This window comes from Kitasatospora sp. MAP5-34 (genome assembly GCF_029894335.1).
GTDB lineage: Bacteria > Actinomycetota > Actinomycetes > Streptomycetales > Streptomycetaceae > Kitasatospora.
On the sequence record NZ_JARXZC010000031.1, the window covers coordinates 1 to 17,134 of the forward strand.

Sequence of the window (17,134 nt, forward strand, 5' to 3'; positions counted from 1 at the left end):
GAACCGCTGGTCGACTACATCTCACCCACGGGCGGCGGCTACTTCTTCGCCCTGCCGGGCGCCAAGGACAGCGCCGACTGGCTCGGCCGGGGGCTGTTGGCGTACTGACAGTCTGACAATTGACAGCCCGACAACTGGCAGGTCGGCGGGTCACCTGGTCCTGATCCGAGCTCGGACCGGGTGACCCGCCGACCTGCCGACTACCAGTTGTCGGGCTGTCAATTGTCAGTTGCCAGTTCTCAGTTGGGCGAGCCTCCGGAGCCGGTCCGCCACGCCTCCAGCCCGGCCAGTGACGCGGCCCTGGCCTGGTTCAGCTTGCGGGCCGCCAGTTCGGTGGGCGGGGTGTCCAGTTGCCGCGCCCAACCGCGCCCGGCTGCTGCCAGCGCCGCACCCACGATCACCGTGCCGGTCAGCCCGACCAGCGCACCGACCCCGGTGAGCGCCGCGCCGGCGATGAGCAGGTTTCGGTTGACCTGGAATCCGCCGATGAAGTTCTGATTGGTCGCCATGCACCAACCATCGGCGAGGGCCGTTCCACCCGCACCCGGAGTACTCCGGCAGAGCGGTCCACCGCCCGCACATTGGACCGTTCGGGTGCTTGAGAGCCTGGATGTGCACCTGCTCCGGCCAGCGCGCGCGGAACCGGAGCGCGCCGCCTAGGGTCGCGGGCGAAGGCTCTCTCCAGGAGGACGTCATGACCGAACCCGTGCACGTCGATCTCCGGGCACTCGCCGACGAACACGCGGCGAAGGCCGCCGCCAGCCCGCACGGTCGCAGCGCACACCTGGTGCTCCACGACGGCGTACTGCGGCAGACGATCATCGCGCTGACGGCAGGCTCGTCCCTGGACGAGCACAACGCGCCCGCCGCCGCGAGCCTGCAGGTACTGCGAGGACGGGTCTCCCTGACCATCGCGGGCCGCCGCCAGGAGCTGACGTCCGACCGGCTCTACCCGATCCCGCAGGAGCGGCACGGGCTGCTCGCCAACGAGGACACCGTCGTCCTGCTGACCACGGTGACCGTCTGACCTACGTGGCCGAGCGGTTGCGCCGGCCACTTCAGTGGTTCAGACGACGACCGGGGGCCTCCCGAGCACGCGCCCGGCGGCGAGTTCGAGGCCCCGGAGGAAATCCCGCCCGCTGGGGGCCTGCGCCGGATCGAGCAGCCACTGCACGGCGTAACCGGCGAGCAGAGCTTGGTAGAAGGTGCCGAGGAGCAGCTCGTCCTCGGTGTCGGGCACTTCCTTCACTCCCTGGAACATCGCGGAGAGCGCCAGCCGGGCCATCCGCTGGACGCCACCGAGTGCCTCCTTCAGCTCCGGGGTCCGGTCGATCTGCGCGATCGCCTCGAACTGCGCGGCCCAGAGCCCCCGGAACTCGACGAAGGTCTCGCCCACCCGCTCCCAGGTCACCGCGAAGCGCTCCTCGGGAGTCACCGTGCCGTCCGGGTCCGTCAGGATCGCCGAGTCCACCGCCTCGCCCCAGTCGCGGGTGGCCTCCATCATCGCCGCGTTGAGCAGCGCCTCCTTGGAGCCGAAGTGGTAACCGATCGCCGCAAGGCTGACGCCTGCGGCGGAGGCGATGTCCCGGGCGGTGGTCCGGCCGTAGCCCTTCTCGAACAGACAGCGCTTGGCACCTGCCAGCAGGTCTTCACGATTTCCCATGAGCCGAGCGTACGACAGGAGCTGGACAGATGTCTTGCACGAGAGAGTTAGACGTTTGTTCAGTGTGTCCAGGCGGATTGCCGGGATGAGAGGTCGGATATCAGATGACAGATTTTGAAATCTGTCATCTGATATCCGCCATCTGGCGTCTAGCATCTGCGAGCGCGACACGCGGCGACAGTCGCCCGCCAGCACCCCCGCAGGCCGCCCTACCCGACTGTCTAGACCATATGGCCGTTCATCGCTGTTGCGACTTCTGGTCTTTGACCATCGTTTCCCGGCCGGTGTATACGTTCGGAGCTGACGCCAGGCATACTGGCCAGGGTGTCGGGCAAGCTCGTCCGGCGCTGAAACGGCGAGAATTCCGAAGGGACCGGTGGTCAGGGATGCTGCGGAACGGTCTGGAGCCCTGGCACCTCCTGGTGGTGCTGGCTGTGATCATCCTGCTGTTCGGCTCGAAGAAGCTGCCCGAGATGGCGCGGGGGCTCGGCAAGTCCATGCGCATCCTGAAGGCCGAGACCAAGGCCCTGCGTGAGGACGACGTCCCGGCCGAGGGGACGGCGCAGAACACGACGGCCGCCTCCACCCCGGCCGACCAGCCCCGCCCTGCGGTGAGCCCGGTCAACGTCACGAAGGCCGACGAGACGAACAAGTCGGCGACGAACATCTGAGTCGGACACCGGTTCCGACCCCCTGAGCCTCCGCTCCGTCAGCTGACGGAGCGGAGGCTCAGGCGTTTCCCGGAGCCGAACCGCCCGTCCCGACCTGCCGGAAGCGCAGCCTCGCCCCGACCGATGCCGACGGCGACAGCGACAGCGACAGCGGGTCAGTTGCCATTGAGCCAGGTCGGGAGCTAACCCTGGTCGTATCCCGGACCACCGTCGCCCTGGTCCTGCTGACCCGGATCCGGGGAGGGCAGCGAGGACTGCGGGCGTGACGCACCCAGCAGGGAGTTGAGCCGGCTCTGCCAGTTCTGGGCCGTGGCACCGTCGATCGCGTGCTTCTTGGCCAGGTCGCGGATCAGCCGCTGTGCGTTGCGCAGGGCGGGGTCCGCGTCCTGCGGCTGGTGGTCGGCCAGAGCGGCGGCGGCATCGTCCAGGTAGCCGAGAAGCTCGCTCTGCTTGTCCCGCTCCTTCGTGAACTGCGCCTGCTCGACGGCGGCGCGGAGAGCGGCGAGCGCTCCGGCCGGGCCCGGCTTGGCGGTGGATGCCGGGCTGCTGCTGCTCGGCGACGCTTTGGCCGGAGCGGGCGGCTGCGCGGAGGAGGTCGCCGCCGCACCGTGCACTGCGGGCGCAGCACCGGCCTGACCAGCCTTGGTCCCCCCGGCGGGCGAGCCGCCGAAGGCGAAGGCGGCGATCGCCGCCGCACCCACCAGGACGGCCACGCCGATCCCCACCGGCACCAGCGGGTTCCGGCGCGGCACGCGTACGCGGTCCGACTGAGGGACATACGAGGCCACCGGCGGAAGCGGCGGCAGTGGCGGCAGCACCGAGGTGCGCTGCGGGTCGACGTAGGCCCGGTCGACGTAGGCCGGGGAGCTGTGAGCAGGAGCGCCCTGCGCGGCGAAGCCCTGGGCCGCCGGGAAGGGGTTGAAGGGGAGCGTGACCGGGGGCAGGGCCTGGGTGGCGGCCAGGAGTTCGGCGGTGCGGTCCTGGGCGGCGGCGACGGGTACGGCGGCCAGGAGTTCGGCCCGGGCGGCGGCCGCGTCGGCGGGACGGTCCCCCGGGTTCTTCGCGAGCAGGCGGAGCACGGCGGCGTCCAGGGCCGGCGGTATGTCAGGGCGTCGCAGCGAGACCGGGGTGGGCTGCTCGCTGACGTGCTTGAAGGCGATCGCCACCGGCGCCTCGGCGGTGAACGGCGGTTCCCCGGTGAGCATTTCGACCAGGACGCAGCCGAGGGCGTAGAGGTCGGCGCGGCCGTCCACCTCGGCCGCCGTGGCCTGTTCGGGCGAGAGGTAGGCGGCGGTACCGAGCACCGTGGCGGTCTGGGTCAGCTGAGAGCTGGACGAACTCGCTCTCGCGATACCGAAGTCGACGACCTTCACGCCGCCGTCGTCGCTGATCATGATGTTGCCGGGCTTGATGTCCCGGTGCACCAGGCCGGCGGCGTGCGCGACCCCCAGCGCCTCGCAGACGGCGGCCGCGATTCCGACGGCCCGCTCGACCGGCAGCGCACCGGACATCCCGGGCACTCCGGGCATCCCAGGCACCGCAGACCGGCCGTTCTGGCCGTTCCGGCCGTTCTCGGCGAGCAGTTGGCTGAGCGAACGGCCGTGCACCAGCTCCATGACGATGTACGGCGAGCCCTGGTCGACGCCCGAGTCGAAGACCATGACGATGCGCGGGTGCACGAGCATCGCGGCGTGCTGCGCCTCACGGCCGAAGCGTTCGGCGAAGCGCGGGTCGTCGGCGAGGCCGCCGTTGAGCACCTTGACGGCCACGGACCTGCCGAGCACCCGGTCGTGCCCGCGCCAGACGGTGGCCATACCGCCGACGCCGAGTATCTCCGCGAGTTCGTAACGCCCGTTCAGCGCGCGTCCGATCACCTGGCACCGCTCCCCTCAGTCCCCCGGCCGGAGGCTTCGGGTCGCCTCGTGCACCTGTGCACGATAGCCGCCGCACCCGGGAGCCGCCTGATCGTCCGCGCTCCTACCGCTCGTACCGCTCGCGCCGCTCGCGCCGACCGAAAGGTCCCGTCCCGGGCGGGCGGTGGACACGGGGGAGCCCACCGACCGCCCGGAGGATGTGGGTCAGTGCACGGCCACTCCACCGACCAGGCCGAGCTGTCCGGCCAGGCCGGGGAGACCGGGGGGACCGGGCAGACCGACGCGGCCGAGAGTGCCGGGCAGTTCGCCGTCCAATGCCGTCATCCCGCCGGGCGGGTCGGACCTGACCCGCCCGGGCAGGGGCGTGCCGGTCGGGTCGTTGCCCTGGCCACCGCCGTGGTCACCGCCCTGGCCACCGCCTTCACCGCCACCCTGTCCGGCCCTGGCGACGACGGTCTTGCAGAAGGCGTCGACTTGGTCCACGCCGCCCGCCGCCCCGACCAGCGGCGCGAGTTGCGGCTCTCCGAGCAGGGACCGGGCCTTGGCACCGGCCGCCTCCCGTTCGGAGAGCGCCTGGCAGAGCTTGAGCAGTTGCGAGGTGGTCTGCTCCCTCGACGGGCCGTCCGACCGGCCGGGGTTGTTCTTCCCCTGCTCGTCGTGCCCCGGGCTGTCCTGACCGGGACCGTCCGAACTGCCCGGTCGTTCCGGGCCCGCCGAGGACCGGGCCGCTCCGCTGCCGGAGGGCTGCGGCGTGCTCGTGGCCCCGCGCCCCGACGTCGTCCCGCCGGGATCGTCGGGATCGCCGGAGCCGGGAGCCCTGCCGACGCCTGACCGGCCCGACAGCGTCCCGGTCGGCGAGGATGCGGGGGCCTTCGCGGCCGGGGTGGTCTCGGAGGCCGGACGCCCGCCCAGCACGGCAGGCAGCGAGCCGGTTCCGGCCGCCACCGCGACACCACCGAACGCGGCAATGGCGAACGCGGCGATCAGCGCCTTCACGCTGAAGGCCCGCGTCGGCGCAGCGCCGGCCATCGTTCGTCTCCGGGTCTCGGCTACGGGGGTTCGGCGGGCCTCCCGGAAGGCGGTCAACGCCGCCTGCTCCCCCGGCAACTCGCCGTCCCCGGCCACCGGGGCAGCAGTAGCGGCGGCGAGCAACCCGGCAAGGGCGGTGCGACCGGCGACGGGGGCCTGACCGGCCGACGTGCCGACCACGGCACCGCCGAGCAACTGCTCGGCGGTGGCCTGGTCGATCCGGCGGGATCGGTTGGTGCTCATCTCATGTCCTTCAGCGTCGCGGCCCGGGCTGGTGTCACACCTTGCGGAGAAGTTCCCGAAGAAGTTCCTGAAGAGGTGCCGCGAAGCGAGCGGACGGCCTGTGGCGGTACGGCCTGCGGGGGCTCGGCCTGTGGCGGTACGGCCTGCGGGGGCTCGGCCTGTGGCGGTACGGCCTGCGGGGGCTCGGGCTGGGGGCGCAGTACCCGCGCGGGCACGCCCCCGCCCGCCCCGCCGGTCTGCTCCAGCACTTTCCCGAGCTTGCGCAGCCCCCGGTGCGCCGCCATCCGGACGCTGCCGGAGCGTTTGCCGAGGACCCGGGCGGCGCTCTCGCCGTCCAGCCCCAGCACCACCCTGAGCAGCACCGCCTCGGCCTGGTCCCGGGGCAGCCCGGCGATCAGCGCGAGGGCGTCGGCGGTGGAGACCGCGTCCAGCGCGGTTCCTGCGGTGTCCTCGGCGGCGGCCAGTTCGGCCAGGTACTCGACGGGGAGGTCGGCCACCGGACGGCGCCGCACCCGGCGCAGGTGGTCCATCGCCCGGTTGCGGGCGATGGTGGCGGCCCAGCCCCGGAAGCCGTCCCCGTCGCCGGTGAAGGTGCGCAGGTCACGGGCGATCTGCAGCCAGGCCTCGGAGGCGATGTCCTCGGCGTCCTCCGGACCGCCGCCGACCAGGACCCGGAGGTAGCGGAGCAGGCCCGGCTGCACGGTACGGAACAGCAGCCGGAAAGCCTCCTCGTCCCCGTCCTGGGCCGCCCGAACGGCCACCCCGAGGTCACCCTGCTGGCCGGCCTGCTGCTCGGCGTACCGGTGGTCGGGCGGCTCGCCCGCCGGCTCCCCGAGCGGGTACGGACGGTCCTGCGGTGTCGGATGCCCCGGTGGGGTCGGACGCCCGCGCGATATCGGGTCGCCGACAACACTGTCGGCGCCCGGCCCCTGAGGTTCTGCACTGTGCACCCGCCACATCATGCGGCATCGCGGACGGCCCCCGGGCCCGTCGGGGCGAAGTAGCGGCCGGGGAGGCGCAGGACCCCGCTGCCCGGGACAAAAGTCCTGGCAGCGACTGTCATTCGCCTGCTGCCGACAGAGATGCTCCGGTCATACGTTTTCAAGGGACGGCAGCAGCGGCTGATCCAGCCCCGCCGATCCGACCTCCACCACACCGGACGTTCTGACGCCACGAGACCGGCAGGGAAGTGGCGGGGAACCATCGGGTGGCCCCACGGTGTCGTGATCAGTACGGGGGTGGACCGCCCCTGTCCGGAACGGGGGAGCAGCGGGCATGACGACAGATCTGGTGACCGACGACCGGCAGCTGGTGTGGGACGGCTGCCTCAACGTACGGGACCTCGGCGGCCTGCCCACCCGCGACGGCCGCCGCACCCGCCGGGGCGCGGTCGTCCGGGCCGACAACCTGGACCGGCTGACGGCCGAGGGCTGGACCGCACTCCAGGAGTACGGCATACGCACCGTGCTGGACCTGCGGGACGCGGCGGACCACCGGCCGCTGCTGCCCCGCCCGGACGGCGTCGAGCTGGTCCGGGTGCCGCTCGACGAGCTGGCCGGCGCCGAGTGGTGGGCCCGGTACGGCGACCTGGACGGCACCCCGCTCTCGCTCCGCCCGTACCTGGAGCACTGCCGGCCGGCCGTCACCGCCGTGGTGGCGGCCGTCGCGGGCGCCCGGCCGGGGGCGGTCGCCGTGCACTGCGGCGCCGGACGGGACCGGACGGGGCTCGCGGCGCTGGTGCTGCTCGCGGTGGCGGACGTGACACCGGCGGCCATCGTCTCCGACTACCTGCTCAGCGCGCCGAACCTGCGCCCGCTCTGGGCGATGCTGTCCCGCCCCGACCAGCAGCTGGCCGTCGACGCCGTACTCGCCCGGGCGGGCACCACGGCGGAGGCCGCTCTGCTGGACGCCCTCGCCGCCTTCGCCCCGGACGACTACCTCCCGGCGGACGACCTCGCCGCAGTCCGGCAACGCCTGCGGGACTGAGCACCCGGAGCTTCACCAGAGCCGGTCGAGCACCCCTGGATGGAGGGCGATCCGGGCGTGCTCGAAGCTCTGCCGGGCGGCCTGCGCGCGCGGCGTGCAGAGGAACGTCATCGTCACCTTGTCGAAGCCGGGGCGGTCGCTCGGGAAAGGATCCGCCGCGGTGCCCCCGATCAGGACCGTCCCGGGCAGCAGCTGCCAACCGGCGCTCTCGTAAAACCGTTGCAGCGGCCGGTCGCAGGTGAACAGGCCCAGGTCGGCGCCGCTGCGTCGGACCTCCTGGAGTGCCGCTGCCACCAACTGCCGTCCGTAGCCCCGCCCTTGGTACGCCCGGTCGGTGACGACAGTGCTCAGGCCACGGGCCCGGTAACTGCGGCCGGCGTGGTCGAGCTGCTTACTGAGCAGGTCCAGCGCGGCGACCACCCGGCCACCGTCCACCAGCAGCAGCGACTCCGGCTCCAGCGCCGGGTCGCGGCTGACCCCGGGGTCGGGGTCACCGCTCGGCCAGGCCTGTTCCTGCAACGCCCAGACCTGCGAACGGAGTTCGGGCGGCACGGCGGCCTCCGGATACCGCTGGACGTGCATCTGCCGCTCCTCCGGATATTCGGTCGCGCCGCGCCGGTCCCCATGCCGATACTGCGAAGTATGGTGCAATTCGCGGATTTCGACGCACGTGGTTACCCGATGGTGGACGTCCGGACGGGCTACGCGCAGTGGGTGGACAGCTACGAACAGACCGTCGAGGATGCGATGGACCTCGCGGTCCTGTCCCAACTCGCCGTACCCGCTTGGGGATCGGTCAGCCGGGCCGCCGACCTCGGCTGCGGCACCGGCCGGACGGGCAGTTGGCTTCGCGGCCGGGGCGTCGCAGCGGTGGACGGTGTCGACCTCACCCCCGAGATGCTCGCCGTCGCCCGCGCCAAGGGCGTCCACGACCAGCTGGTGGAGGCCGACCTGTCGGCGACGGGTCTGCCAGGCGGGGCGTACGACCTGGTGGTCTCCTCGCTGGTGGACGAGCACCTGCCCGAACTCGGGCCGCTCTACCGCGAGGCCTGGCGGCTGGCCCGGCCCGGCGGGCTGTGCGTACTGGTCGGCCTGCACCCGCACTTCATCATGACCGCCGGGATGCCGACCCACTTCACCACCGCCACCGGCGAGTCCGTTGCCATCACCACCCACGTCCATCTGGTCGGCGACCACCTCACGGCGGGCCTCGCCGAGGGCTGGCAGCTCGCCGAGATGCGGGAGGCCGTGGTGGACGACGCCTGGGTGGCGCTCAAGCCCAAATGGGAACGCTTCCGTGGCCACCCGGTCTCGGCGGCGTACGTCTGGCGCAAGGCCGCCTGAGGGCCAAAGCCCGCGCCGACAGCTCAGAAACCCGAGATGTGGCTGGTGACGACCCTGACCCGGCCGTCGGCGCGGGCCTCGAGGGCGGCGGCGAGCCGGAGCGAGCGGCTCGGGCCGAGGAGGGGGAGGGCCTCGTCGGTGGTGACCCAGCGGTAGGCGTCGAGTTCGCCCGCCGGGAGGGTGATCGGGGTGTCGGCGGGGATGGTGCCGAGGTCGAACAGGAAGTGCACCGCCGGGAATTCGAGATCGGCGGAGGGGTTGGTCCAGGCGACGGCCAGCAGGTCACCGGGCCGCCCGACGATGCCGGTCTCCTCCAGCAGCTCGCGCTCGGCGCACTCCTGCGGGTTCTCCCCCGCGTCGACCGACCCGCCGACGAACTGCCAGTGCTCGCGGTACCCGGCCTTGACGATCAGCACCCGCCCTTCCGGGTCGCTGATCAGGCAGCCGGCGCCGGCGTAGACCCGGGTCAGCGAGGCGAGCCACTCGTCACGGGTGGCGATCAGCGGACTGTCCGTCATGGGACTCCTTCGAGCGTGGTGGTGGCCCCACCCTCTCGCACCCGGGGCCGGAATTCCACGGCCTGAGACCGGTCGGTCCGAGTCCCCCGCCCACGCCGGGCGGGGGCACTGTCGGCAGGTCAGTGGGCGGAGTGCTGCTCCGCTCCGCGGTGGCGGTGGCCCGGGAGTTCGGCGTGGTGGGCCGGTCCGGCGAGCGGGGTCGGCATGCCGAAAGCCCGCCGTCCGCCGTGGCTGAACGCCACGTCGCCGACGTAGCCGCCCGCCTGCGCCGCCTTCGGGCCGTCGGTGTGGAGCGTCGGGGTGAGCTGATCCGGGCTGGCGGCCATGGAGCGGCGTTCGAGGATCTCCTGGGTGCCACGACGGAGCTTGGTCGTCGGTCGCTTGGTCATCTTCGGCTCCCTTCGGCGTCCGTTCACCGGGCCGGAGTGCGCGGCGGTCCGGGCGCATGGGTTGCTATGCCCGGATTGTAGTCTTCTGTCCCCTCACCCCGCCCGCCTCGCGGTGCCCACTCCGGCCTATCCGCGCCAGCCACAACCGCCGAAGCGGTCGTATGGGAGCATGCGGCGTGGCCACGGTGATACAAGACGAAAGTCCGACCCTGGTAGGGGCGACCCCCGAGAACGGACGGGTCCGGCACCCGGCCGCACTGATCCGTTGCCTGGTCGGCTTCACCGCCGTCGGCCTCACGCTGCTGCTCGCTGCCGGCGCCCAGCGCACGGCCGGCGGACTGGAGGCCGACGTGGCCCAGGGCGCCGGTCTGGTGCCGGGGTTCCTCGGCCGCCTCGCCGGGACGCTCTCGGCCGTCGCCCTGCTGCTCGTCCCGCTCGCCTTCGCCGTCGACCGCCTCGCCCGGCGGGCCGGCCGCCGCCTCACCGACGGGGTGCTCGCCGCCGTGCTGGCGTTCGTGCTCTCGTTCTGCCTGGACCTGGCGGTCGGCGGCCTCACCACCCTCACCCACGTCGCGCCCGGCGGCGTCGGACGGACCGAGCCGGTGTACGGGTACCTGGCCCCGGTGCTCGCCTTCATGGCCGCGACCGGGACGGCCGGACTGTCCCGCTGGCGGACGGCGCTGGGCACCACCCTCGCGACGGCCGGTCTCTCCGGCCTGGTCGCCGGGTACGCGACCCCGCTCTCGCTGCTGCTGTCCCTGCTGGTCGGCTGGGCCTCCGCGCACGCCACCGTGTACGCCCTCGGCAGCCCGACCTGCCGCCCCACCCCCGCCCAGCTGCTGCAGACCCTCGGCCAGGCCGGGGTACGCCCGTACCTCGCCCACCAGACCGGCCCCGGCCGCTACCTGGTCACCCAGCGCGACGGACGGCCCGACCTCGACGTCCTGGTGCTCGACCGGCACGCCCAGGCCACCGGCCTGATCCGCCACCTCTGGCGCCTGCTGCGGCTGCGCACCGCCCCGCGCCCGCACGGCCTGCGCCCGCTGCGCACCGGGCTGGAGCACGAGGCCCTGCTCGCGTACGCGGTCACCGCTGCCGGGGTGCGTACCCGGCAGCTCGTCTCGACCGCCGAACTCGGCCCGGACCGCGCCCTGGTCGCCTACCGCTACCAGCCGGGACGGACCCTGTCGGAACTGGCCGACGAGGAGGTGACCGACGCGCTGCTCACCGACGCCTGGCAGCAGCTGCGCCTGCTGCGGCGCCGCCGGATCGCCCACCGGGCGCTCGCCTCCGACTCCGTCCTGATCGACCCGGACGGCGCGGTGCATCTGGTGAACCTGGTGGACGGCGAGATAGCCGCCGGGGAGCTGCTGCTGCGCCTGGACATCGCCGGGCTGCTCGCCACCCTCGCCCTGCGGGCCGGCGCCGAACGCGCGGTCGCCACCGGGGTGGCGGTGCTCGGCGCCGCCGCCGTCGGCCACGCACTGCCGCTGCTGCAGCCGATCGCCCTCCCCCAGTGCACCCGCGCCGAGCTGAAGCAGCACCCCGAACTGCTCGGCGCCATCCGGGAGGAGGCGCTGCGCGGACAGCCGCAGGCACCGGTACAGCCGGTCCGCCTGGAGCGGCTGCGGCCGCGCACCCTGATCACCGTGGCCGCAGCCCTGCTCGCCGGGTACCTGCTGCTGCACTTCCTGTTCAACTCCCGTATCAACCCGATCACCGCCATCGCCGACGCGGACCCGTTCTGGCTGGCCCTCGCCGCCGGAGCCGCCGTGCTCAGCCACCTCGCGGCGACGTTCGGCTTCATCGGGTTCATCCCCGAACGGGTCAGTTTCCGCCGCGCGCTGGCCGTACAACTGGCCGGTTCGTTCGCGAAGTTGGTCTCACCGGGAGGTGTCGGCGGAGTGGCGCTGAACACCCGCTTCCTGCAGTGCAGCGGCATCCCGACCGCTCAGGCACTGTCCAGTGTCGGCGCCGCCCAGCTGATCGGGCTGGTGCTGCACATGCTGCAACTGGCCCTCTTCTTCACCATGCTGGGACGCAGCCCCGGCTCCGAGCTGCCGCGTCCGGCCGTGCTCGCGGTCGGGGCGGCGATCGCCGCCGGCGTCGCCCTGTCCGCCGTCGCCGTGCCCTGGGTGCGCCGCCGGCTGGCGAGCCTGTTGCGACCGCTGCGGGCGGAGGTGCTGCCCCGGCTGCTGGACCTGCTCCAGCAGCCGGGCAAGCTGGCCGCCGGTGTCGCCGGACAGCTGCTGGTGTCGATGACCCTGGTGTTCTCCCTGTACTTCTGCACGCTCGCGCTCAATCGGCAGCCCGGCTTCGCGGCGGTCGCCGTCACCTTCCTGGCCGGCAACTCGGCCGGCTCGGCCGTGCCGACGCCTGGCGGGGCGGGCGGTGTCGACGGCCTGCTCACCGAGTTCCTGCAACGCTTCGGGTCGCTGGACGCCGGGACGGCCCTCGCAGCGGTGATGCTCTTCCGACTGCTGACCTTCCTGCTGCCGATCCTGCCCGGCTGGGCCGCCTTCGCCTGGCTGCAGCGCCGAGGGGCGCTCTAAAGCCGACCTGCGGGGCCGCTCAGCGGTACTCGTCCTCGTCCAGCTCGACCACCCGGACCTGCTCGGCGGCGTCGGCCTCGTCCATCACCGCCGTACCGAGCGAGCGGCGCTCGCGCAGCTGCTCGTACCCGTCGGTCTGCCGGTCGCCGAGCTCGCGCTCCTCGTCCGACGCCTCCGCCACGACCGGGGACTCCTCGGCGAAGTCATCGAAGTCCTCGGGGAATTCGGGGTTCTCGGGGTTCTGGCGCATGGCGTCCGTCCCTGCTGCTCGGAGCCCGAATGGGCCCAGGTACCTCCAAGCAGTATCCGACTCCGGGCTCCGCACCGCGCTCCGTCCCCCGGCCATCGGCGTGTTGTTCTCACGCAGCCGCGGCCGCGCGCCCGGCCCGGCCCGCCAGCTCGCGCAGGTAGGCGGCCAGCTCCGGGGGCTCGTGCACCTCGAACTCGCACCCCAGGGTGACCAGTCGGACGGCCAGCCAGTCCAGCCGGTCGGCGCGGGTGTGCAGTCGGCAGCTACCGCTGTCGATCGGCTCCAGCTCTCCGGCGGGGGTGCCGAGACGGTCCGTCAGCTGTTCGAACGGCGCGTGCAGCGTCACCACCGCGCGGAAGGTCGGGGCGAGGTTGGCGAGCCTGGCGGCGACGTACGCGGCTGCGTCCTCGGCGGGCAGTTCGCGCGGGGCCACCCGGGCGCCGGTCTGGTGGGCGTCCTGGATGCGGTCCACCCGGAAGATCCGCCAGTCGTCCCGGTCGTTGTCGTACGCCACCAGATACCAGCGCCGCCCGGCCGCGACCAGCCGGTGCGGTTCGACCAGGCGCCTGGTCTCGGCACCGTCGCCCGCCCGGTAGCCGAACCGCACCCGCTCGTGGCCCGAGACCGCCGAGGCCAGCGCCGTCAGCACCTCAGGGTCGACCCGTGGCCCCCCGCCCAGCTGCAGCGGGACGGTCGCCGCGTTCAGCGAGCCGACCCGGTGCCGCAGCCGCGCGGGCAGCACCTGCACCAGCTTGGCGAGCGCCCGTACGGACGCCTCCTCGATCCCCTCCACCGCGTTGCCCGCCGCCGCGCGCAGGCCGACCGCGATGGCGACGGCCTCCTCGTCGTCCAGCAGCAGCGGCGGCATCGCCGCGCCCGCGACCAGGCGGTAGCCGCCGATCGCGCCCCTGGTCGCCTCGACCGGGTACCCGAGGTCGCGCAGCCGCTCGACGTCGCGGCGGATCGTGCGCGGGCTGACCTCCAGCCGCTCGGCCAGTTCGCTGCCGGGCCATTCGCGCGGGGTCTGCAGGAGGGAGAGCAGGTTCAGCAGCCTTGCCGGGGTGTCCGTCATGGCTCCCAGGATGGCGCACCATGCGGACAGGTTCTGACCTATATCTCTCGGGCGGCGCTCGGACCCGGTTCGGTGAGGCTGCCGAGCCGGGGCGCGGCCGTACTCACCGCGACCAGCGTCGCCCCGAGCTTCTCGTCGTCCCAGTCGAGGAAGTGCAGGTCCTCGAACCGGCTGCGCAGCAGCGCGCCGTCGGCCTCGCCCAGCGGCAGCCCGGAGAGGTCCACGTCGGCCATCGTGTCGAGGGTGACCCGGCCTATCTTGATCAACGCCTCCTTGCGGACCCACTGCCGCAGGAAGGCGCGCGCCGGGTCGGCGTGCCGCTCGACCTGCCACCGCTCGGCCTCGGTCAGCACCCGTTGCAGCACCCCCGGATCGGCGCCATCGTGCTGCGGCAGCTCGACGTCCACGCCGACCGGGTGGTACCCGGCGGCGGCCGCCACCACGCCACGGGTGTGCGAGAGACTGACGTGCACGTCCGGGTGGTCCGGCAGGTAGGGCTTGCCATGGCCGTGCAGCCCGCAGTCCTGGCAGTACTGGGCCAGCGTCGGCGCGGCGGGGACACCGAGCAGACGCTCGGCGCAGAGCCGGACCAGGAAGTGCGCGGCGACGAAGTTGCGCCGGTCCTCCTCGCGCCGGAAGCGCTCCGCCCGCTCCGACTCGATGTCGGTCAGCAGGTACCGGCCCGCGTCCGGATGCCGCAGCACGTCCTCACTGCCCGCGACCAGCACGAGCGGACCACCCAACTGGTCCGTCATGTCGTCCATTCCCCGCCCTCTCCATGCCCGAAGCTCCGTGACGCGCCGCCCGTGACCTCCAAAAGGCCAAGAAACAGCAAAAAGGGCCCAGGTCACGGCGAGTGAGTCCTGGGCCCTTCGGAGCCGCCTTCGGGATTCGAACCCGAGACCTACGCATTACGAGTGCGTTGCTCTGGCCAACTGAGCTAAGGCGGCACCGTTGCCCACCGGGAAGCCGACCCTTGGGCCGGAAACCGTGCTGGCAACGCGGGCCAGTCTACACACTTTCCGAGGGTGATCCGTACGGGGTTGATCACGGGCCCGGCGGGCAGTGCGGTGACGGGTTCAGCGGCGGGGTCAGGCGGCGGGGTCAGGCGGCGGGGTCAGGCGGAGGAGACGACGAGCTTCGCGGCAAAGCCCGCGAAGAGGACGGCTACGCCGCTGGTGAGCCCGGCGGAGAGGCGCTTGCGGCGGCGGAAGGCGGCGGCGAGGGTGGTGCCCGCGAAGATCAGGGTGGAGAGGTAGAGCACGCTGAAGGTCTGCAGGATTCCGCCGAGCAGGCCGAAGGAGAGGGCCGGCCGACCGTACGACCGGTCGACGAACTGGGTGAAGAAGGACAGCAGGAACAGAATGGCCTTCGGGTTGAGCAGGCTGATCACCAGGGCCCGCCGGAAGGGACGCTCCACCGCCTGCGCAGGGTCCTCGGAGATCTGGGCCTCCGGGCCGGAGCGGTGCTCGCGCCAGAGCTGGCGGGCGGCCCGCAGCATGCCGACGCCGATCCAGAGCAGGTAGGCCGCACCACCGAACTTCACCACCGCGAACACCGCCGGGTTGGCCTTGAGCAGCGAGGCCGCGCCGAGCGAGGTCAGGCTTATCAGCGTGAGGTCGCCGAAGAAGACCCCGGCGGCGGCCCGGTAGCCGGTGCGGACGCCCTTGCGGGCGGCCACCGAGAGGACGTACAGCGAGTTCGGGCCGGGCAGCAGGACGATGACCAGGGCGCCGAGGACGTACGTCGCCAGATCGTGGACTCCGAGCACGGTGTGACTCCTACGAGAGGCGTACGAGCGGCGCCGTTACAGCAGGCGCCGGGATGGGCGCATATCGTACCTTTCGGACCGGCGGGCCGTTGAAGCCGAAATTACTTGGCGCAGCGCGTCCCGGCAGCCGGCGCGTCGCCGCCCAGCAGGTAGCGGTTGACCGCGTCGTCCACGCAGCTGTTGTGCCGCCCGTACGCGGTGTGCCCGTCGCCGTCGTAGGTCAGCAGGCGGCCCGACTCCAGCTGGGTGGCGAGCGACTGCGCCCAGGCGTACGGCGTCGCCGGGTCACGCGTGGTGCCGATCACCACGATCGGGGCGGCGCCCGCCGCCCGGACGGTGTGGGCCGCGCCGGTGGCCTTGACCGGCCAGTACGCGCAGGCCAGCGCCATCCAGGCCATGTCGCGCCCGAAGTGCGGCGAGACCGCCTCGAAGGCGGGCACCGCGCTGCGGACCGCGTCCGGACCTGCGAACGGCGCGGGCAGGTCCAGGCAGTTGACGGCCATGTTGGCGTACATCAGGTTGGGGTAGCTGCCGTCCACCGTGCGCTCGTAGTAGTCGTCGGAGAGCTTGAGCAGCGCCGTGCCGTCGCCCGCCTTCGCGGTGGTGAGCGCGGTGCGCAGCTCCGGCCAGAGGAACTCCGCGTACATCGCCTGGATCACGCCGGTGGTGGCCTGGGACTCCGACAGCGTGCGACCGGAGGCGGTGGGCAGGGCGTGCGCGTCGAGTTGCTTGAGCAGTGCGTCGAGCTGCTCACCCGCCTGCTTCTCGGTGCCGCCGAGCGGACAGTCGTCGTGCTTGACGCAGTCCTGGGCGAAGGCCGACCAGGCCGTCTCGAACCCGCCGGCCTGCGCCTCGTTCCCCGCGACGGCGTCCAGCGACGGGTCCATCGCGCCGTCCAGCACCATCCGGCCGACCCGGGTGGGGAAGAGCCCGGCGTACGTGGCACCGAGGAAGGTGCCGTACGACTTGCCGAGGTAGTGCAGCTTGTCGTCGCCCAGCAGCGCACGCAGCACGTCCAGGTCCCGAGCCGACTCGACGGTGCTGACATGACCGAGGAAGGCGCCGGACTTCTGCTGGCAGGCCGCCGCGAACTCCTTGTCCGCCGCCACCAGGGCGTCCGTCCTGGCCTGGTCCTCGGGGGTGATGTCGACCGCCGTGTAGGCGTCCATCCGGTCGTTGCTCAGGCAGGTCACGGGGGTGCTGCGGCCGACGCCGCGCGGGTCGAGACCGACCAGGTCGTACGCGGCGCTCACGCCGGAGTCGTAGCCCTTGGCGACGGACTCCAGGTAGTCGATCGCCGACCCGCCCGGGCCGCCGGGGTTGAGCAGCAGCGAGCCGAGCCGGGTGGCGGTGCCGGCGGCGCGCTTGCGGGCGGCGGTCAGCGAGAGGTCTCCGCCGGCGCCGGGGTGGTCGTAGTCGAGCGGGACCTTGAAGGTGGTGCACTCGAAGTCGGTGTCGCAGGGCTGCCAGCTGAGCTTCTGCGCGTAGTACGAGGTGAGCGCCGCCGGGATCCCGGCGGGCAGCGGCGCCAGCGGCGTGGCGGCGGCGAGGCCGTCCGAGGAGGACGGCGAGCTCGCCGACGTGGCGGGCGATCCCGGAGCGGCGGCGGGGGCCCCGGAGGTGCACCCCGCCAGCAGGAGCGCTGCGGCGGCCATCACGGCGGGCAGGACACGGGTCTGCCGGACAGCTCGCATCGCGGATCTCTCTCCCCTCGAAAGCCGATCACCGATCGGCTGGACTGAGCGTAGCGGGCGGAAGTCGGACACCGGGAC

General features: G+C 72.8%; 18 protein-coding genes and 1 tRNA gene. 5 read left to right on the top strand and 14 right to left on the bottom strand.

Annotation, left to right across the window (positions count from 1 at the left end):
* Nucleotides 1-239 precede the first annotated feature (239 nt).
* Entirely contained in the window at nt 240-509 is a 270-nt protein-coding gene (locus P3T29_RS23050) for a hypothetical protein (RefSeq protein WP_280718490.1), read from the bottom strand.
* 185 nt (nt 510-694) lie between these two features.
* Here P3T29_RS23050 and P3T29_RS23055 point away from each other — a divergent pair, with 185 nt between their 5' ends.
* Nucleotides 695-1,027: a cupin gene (locus tag P3T29_RS23055; RefSeq protein ID WP_280718491.1), complete on the top strand. Its 333-nt coding sequence runs from the start codon at nt 695-697 to the stop codon at nt 1,025-1,027.
* 39 nt (nt 1,028-1,066) lie between these two features.
* On the opposite strand, the gene P3T29_RS23060 is transcribed toward P3T29_RS23055, so the two are convergent.
* The gene (locus P3T29_RS23060) at nt 1,067-1,663 is read right to left on the bottom strand and encodes a TetR/AcrR family transcriptional regulator (protein WP_280718492.1); all 597 of its coding nucleotides are present in this window, start codon (nt 1,661-1,663) and stop codon (nt 1,067-1,069) included.
* A gap of 386 nt (nt 1,664-2,049) precedes the next feature.
* Between P3T29_RS23060 and tatA the strand changes: the two genes are divergently transcribed.
* The gene (gene tatA / locus P3T29_RS23065; RefSeq protein WP_280718493.1) at nt 2,050-2,334 is read left to right on the top strand and encodes a Sec-independent protein translocase subunit TatA; all 285 of its coding nucleotides are present in this window, start codon (nt 2,050-2,052) and stop codon (nt 2,332-2,334) included.
* Between the two features lie 182 nt (nt 2,335-2,516).
* Here the strand turns inward: tatA and P3T29_RS23070 are convergent, their stop codons facing one another.
* The 3 genes from P3T29_RS23070 to P3T29_RS23080 all read right to left on the bottom strand — a co-directional run bounded on the left by P3T29_RS23070 (nt 2,517) and on the right by P3T29_RS23080 (nt 6,241).
* The gene (locus P3T29_RS23070; protein ID WP_280718494.1) at nt 2,517-4,208 is read right to left on the bottom strand and encodes a protein kinase; all 1,692 of its coding nucleotides are present in this window, start codon (nt 4,206-4,208) and stop codon (nt 2,517-2,519) included.
* A 204-nt stretch (nt 4,209-4,412) separates the two neighbouring features.
* The gene (locus P3T29_RS23075; protein ID WP_280718495.1) at nt 4,413-5,480 is read right to left on the bottom strand and encodes a hypothetical protein; all 1,068 of its coding nucleotides are present in this window, start codon (nt 5,478-5,480) and stop codon (nt 4,413-4,415) included.
* Entirely contained in the window at nt 5,477-6,241 is a 765-nt protein-coding gene (locus P3T29_RS23080; protein ID WP_280718573.1) for a sigma-70 family RNA polymerase sigma factor, read from the bottom strand. The genes P3T29_RS23075 and P3T29_RS23080 overlap by 4 nt, the downstream gene beginning before the upstream one ends.
* 514 nt (nt 6,242-6,755) lie before the next feature.
* Between P3T29_RS23080 and P3T29_RS23085 the strand changes: the two genes are divergently transcribed.
* A complete protein-coding gene (locus tag P3T29_RS23085; protein WP_280718496.1) occupies nt 6,756-7,466 on the top strand; it encodes a tyrosine-protein phosphatase in 711 nt (236 codons plus the stop codon).
* Between the two features lie 12 nt (nt 7,467-7,478).
* On the opposite strand, the gene P3T29_RS23090 is transcribed toward P3T29_RS23085, so the two are convergent.
* Nucleotides 7,479-8,048 carry a GNAT family N-acetyltransferase gene (locus tag P3T29_RS23090; RefSeq protein ID WP_280718497.1) on the bottom strand — a complete coding sequence of 190 codons (570 nt, stop codon included), beginning with the start codon at nt 8,046-8,048 and terminating at the stop codon, nt 7,479-7,481.
* A 60-nt stretch (nt 8,049-8,108) separates the two neighbouring features.
* On the opposite strand from P3T29_RS23090, the gene P3T29_RS23095 reads away from it, so the two are divergent.
* On the top strand, nt 8,109-8,810 hold the full coding sequence (locus P3T29_RS23095) for a class I SAM-dependent methyltransferase (RefSeq protein ID WP_280718498.1): 702 nt from the start codon (nt 8,109-8,111) through the stop codon (nt 8,808-8,810).
* Between the two features lie 23 nt (nt 8,811-8,833).
* Here P3T29_RS23095 and P3T29_RS23100 read toward each other — a convergent pair whose 3' ends face one another.
* Entirely contained in the window at nt 8,834-9,328 is a 495-nt protein-coding gene (locus P3T29_RS23100) for an NUDIX hydrolase (RefSeq protein WP_280718499.1), read from the bottom strand.
* A gap of 119 nt (nt 9,329-9,447) precedes the next feature.
* Nucleotides 9,448-9,717: a hypothetical protein gene (locus tag P3T29_RS23105; RefSeq protein WP_280718500.1), complete on the bottom strand. Its 270-nt coding sequence runs from the start codon at nt 9,715-9,717 to the stop codon at nt 9,448-9,450.
* A 176-nt stretch (nt 9,718-9,893) separates the two neighbouring features.
* Between P3T29_RS23105 and P3T29_RS23110 the strand changes: the two genes are divergently transcribed.
* Nucleotides 9,894-12,269: a lysylphosphatidylglycerol synthase transmembrane domain-containing protein gene (locus tag P3T29_RS23110; protein WP_280718501.1), complete on the top strand. Its 2,376-nt coding sequence runs from the start codon at nt 9,894-9,896 to the stop codon at nt 12,267-12,269.
* Nucleotides 12,270-12,288: 19 nt separating this feature from the next.
* Here the strand turns inward: P3T29_RS23110 and P3T29_RS23115 are convergent, their stop codons facing one another.
* The 6 genes from P3T29_RS23115 to P3T29_RS23140 form a co-directional block, all read right to left on the bottom strand.
* On the bottom strand, nt 12,289-12,519 hold the full coding sequence (locus tag P3T29_RS23115; RefSeq protein ID WP_280718502.1) for a hypothetical protein: 231 nt from the start codon (nt 12,517-12,519) through the stop codon (nt 12,289-12,291).
* Nucleotides 12,520-12,628: 109 nt separating this feature from the next.
* Entirely contained in the window at nt 12,629-13,591 is a 963-nt protein-coding gene (locus P3T29_RS23120) for a YafY family protein (RefSeq protein ID WP_280718503.1), read from the bottom strand.
* Between the two features lie 38 nt (nt 13,592-13,629).
* Nucleotides 13,630-14,355, bottom strand: coding sequence for a 4'-phosphopantetheinyl transferase superfamily protein (locus tag P3T29_RS23125; protein ID WP_280718504.1), 726 nt, complete (start codon nt 14,353-14,355; stop codon nt 13,630-13,632).
* Between the two features lie 112 nt (nt 14,356-14,467).
* Nucleotides 14,468-14,541 (bottom strand) — tRNA-Thr (locus P3T29_RS23130).
* Between the two features lie 167 nt (nt 14,542-14,708).
* Nucleotides 14,709-15,362 (bottom strand): leucine efflux protein LeuE, encoded by a 654-nt coding sequence (leuE, locus tag P3T29_RS23135; RefSeq protein WP_280718505.1) that lies wholly within the window; start codon nt 15,360-15,362, stop codon nt 14,709-14,711.
* 101 nt (nt 15,363-15,463) lie between these two features.
* The gene (locus tag P3T29_RS23140) at nt 15,464-17,056 is read right to left on the bottom strand and encodes an alpha/beta hydrolase (protein WP_280718506.1); all 1,593 of its coding nucleotides are present in this window, start codon (nt 17,054-17,056) and stop codon (nt 15,464-15,466) included.
* Nucleotides 17,057-17,134 lie beyond the last annotated feature (78 nt).

Coding starts and splice junctions, on each gene's coding strand:
- P3T29_RS23050 (WP_280718490.1), bottom strand. CDS start 509: ATGGCGACCAATCAGAACTTCATCGGCGGATTCCAGGTCAACCGAAAC.
- P3T29_RS23055 (WP_280718491.1), top strand. CDS start 695: ATGACCGAACCCGTGCACGTCGATCTCCGGGCACTCGCCGACGAACAC.
- P3T29_RS23060 (WP_280718492.1), bottom strand. CDS start 1,663: ATGGGAAATCGTGAAGACCTGCTGGCAGGTGCCAAGCGCTGTCTGTTC.
- tatA (WP_280718493.1), top strand. CDS start 2,050: ATGCTGCGGAACGGTCTGGAGCCCTGGCACCTCCTGGTGGTGCTGGCT.
- P3T29_RS23075 (WP_280718495.1), bottom strand. CDS start 5,480: ATGAGCACCAACCGATCCCGCCGGATCGACCAGGCCACCGCCGAGCAG.
- P3T29_RS23085 (WP_280718496.1), top strand. CDS start 6,756: ATGACGACAGATCTGGTGACCGACGACCGGCAGCTGGTGTGGGACGGC.
- P3T29_RS23090 (WP_280718497.1), bottom strand. CDS start 8,048: ATGCACGTCCAGCGGTATCCGGAGGCCGCCGTGCCGCCCGAACTCCGT.
- P3T29_RS23095 (WP_280718498.1), top strand. CDS start 8,109: ATGGTGCAATTCGCGGATTTCGACGCACGTGGTTACCCGATGGTGGAC.
- P3T29_RS23100 (WP_280718499.1), bottom strand. CDS start 9,328: ATGACGGACAGTCCGCTGATCGCCACCCGTGACGAGTGGCTCGCCTCG.
- P3T29_RS23105 (WP_280718500.1), bottom strand. CDS start 9,717: ATGACCAAGCGACCGACGACCAAGCTCCGTCGTGGCACCCAGGAGATC.
- P3T29_RS23115 (WP_280718502.1), bottom strand. CDS start 12,519: ATGCGCCAGAACCCCGAGAACCCCGAATTCCCCGAGGACTTCGATGAC.
- P3T29_RS23120 (WP_280718503.1), bottom strand. CDS start 13,591: ATGACGGACACCCCGGCAAGGCTGCTGAACCTGCTCTCCCTCCTGCAG.
- P3T29_RS23125 (WP_280718504.1), bottom strand. CDS start 14,355: ATGGACGACATGACGGACCAGTTGGGTGGTCCGCTCGTGCTGGTCGCG.
- P3T29_RS23140 (WP_280718506.1), bottom strand. CDS start 17,056: ATGCGAGCTGTCCGGCAGACCCGTGTCCTGCCCGCCGTGATGGCCGCC.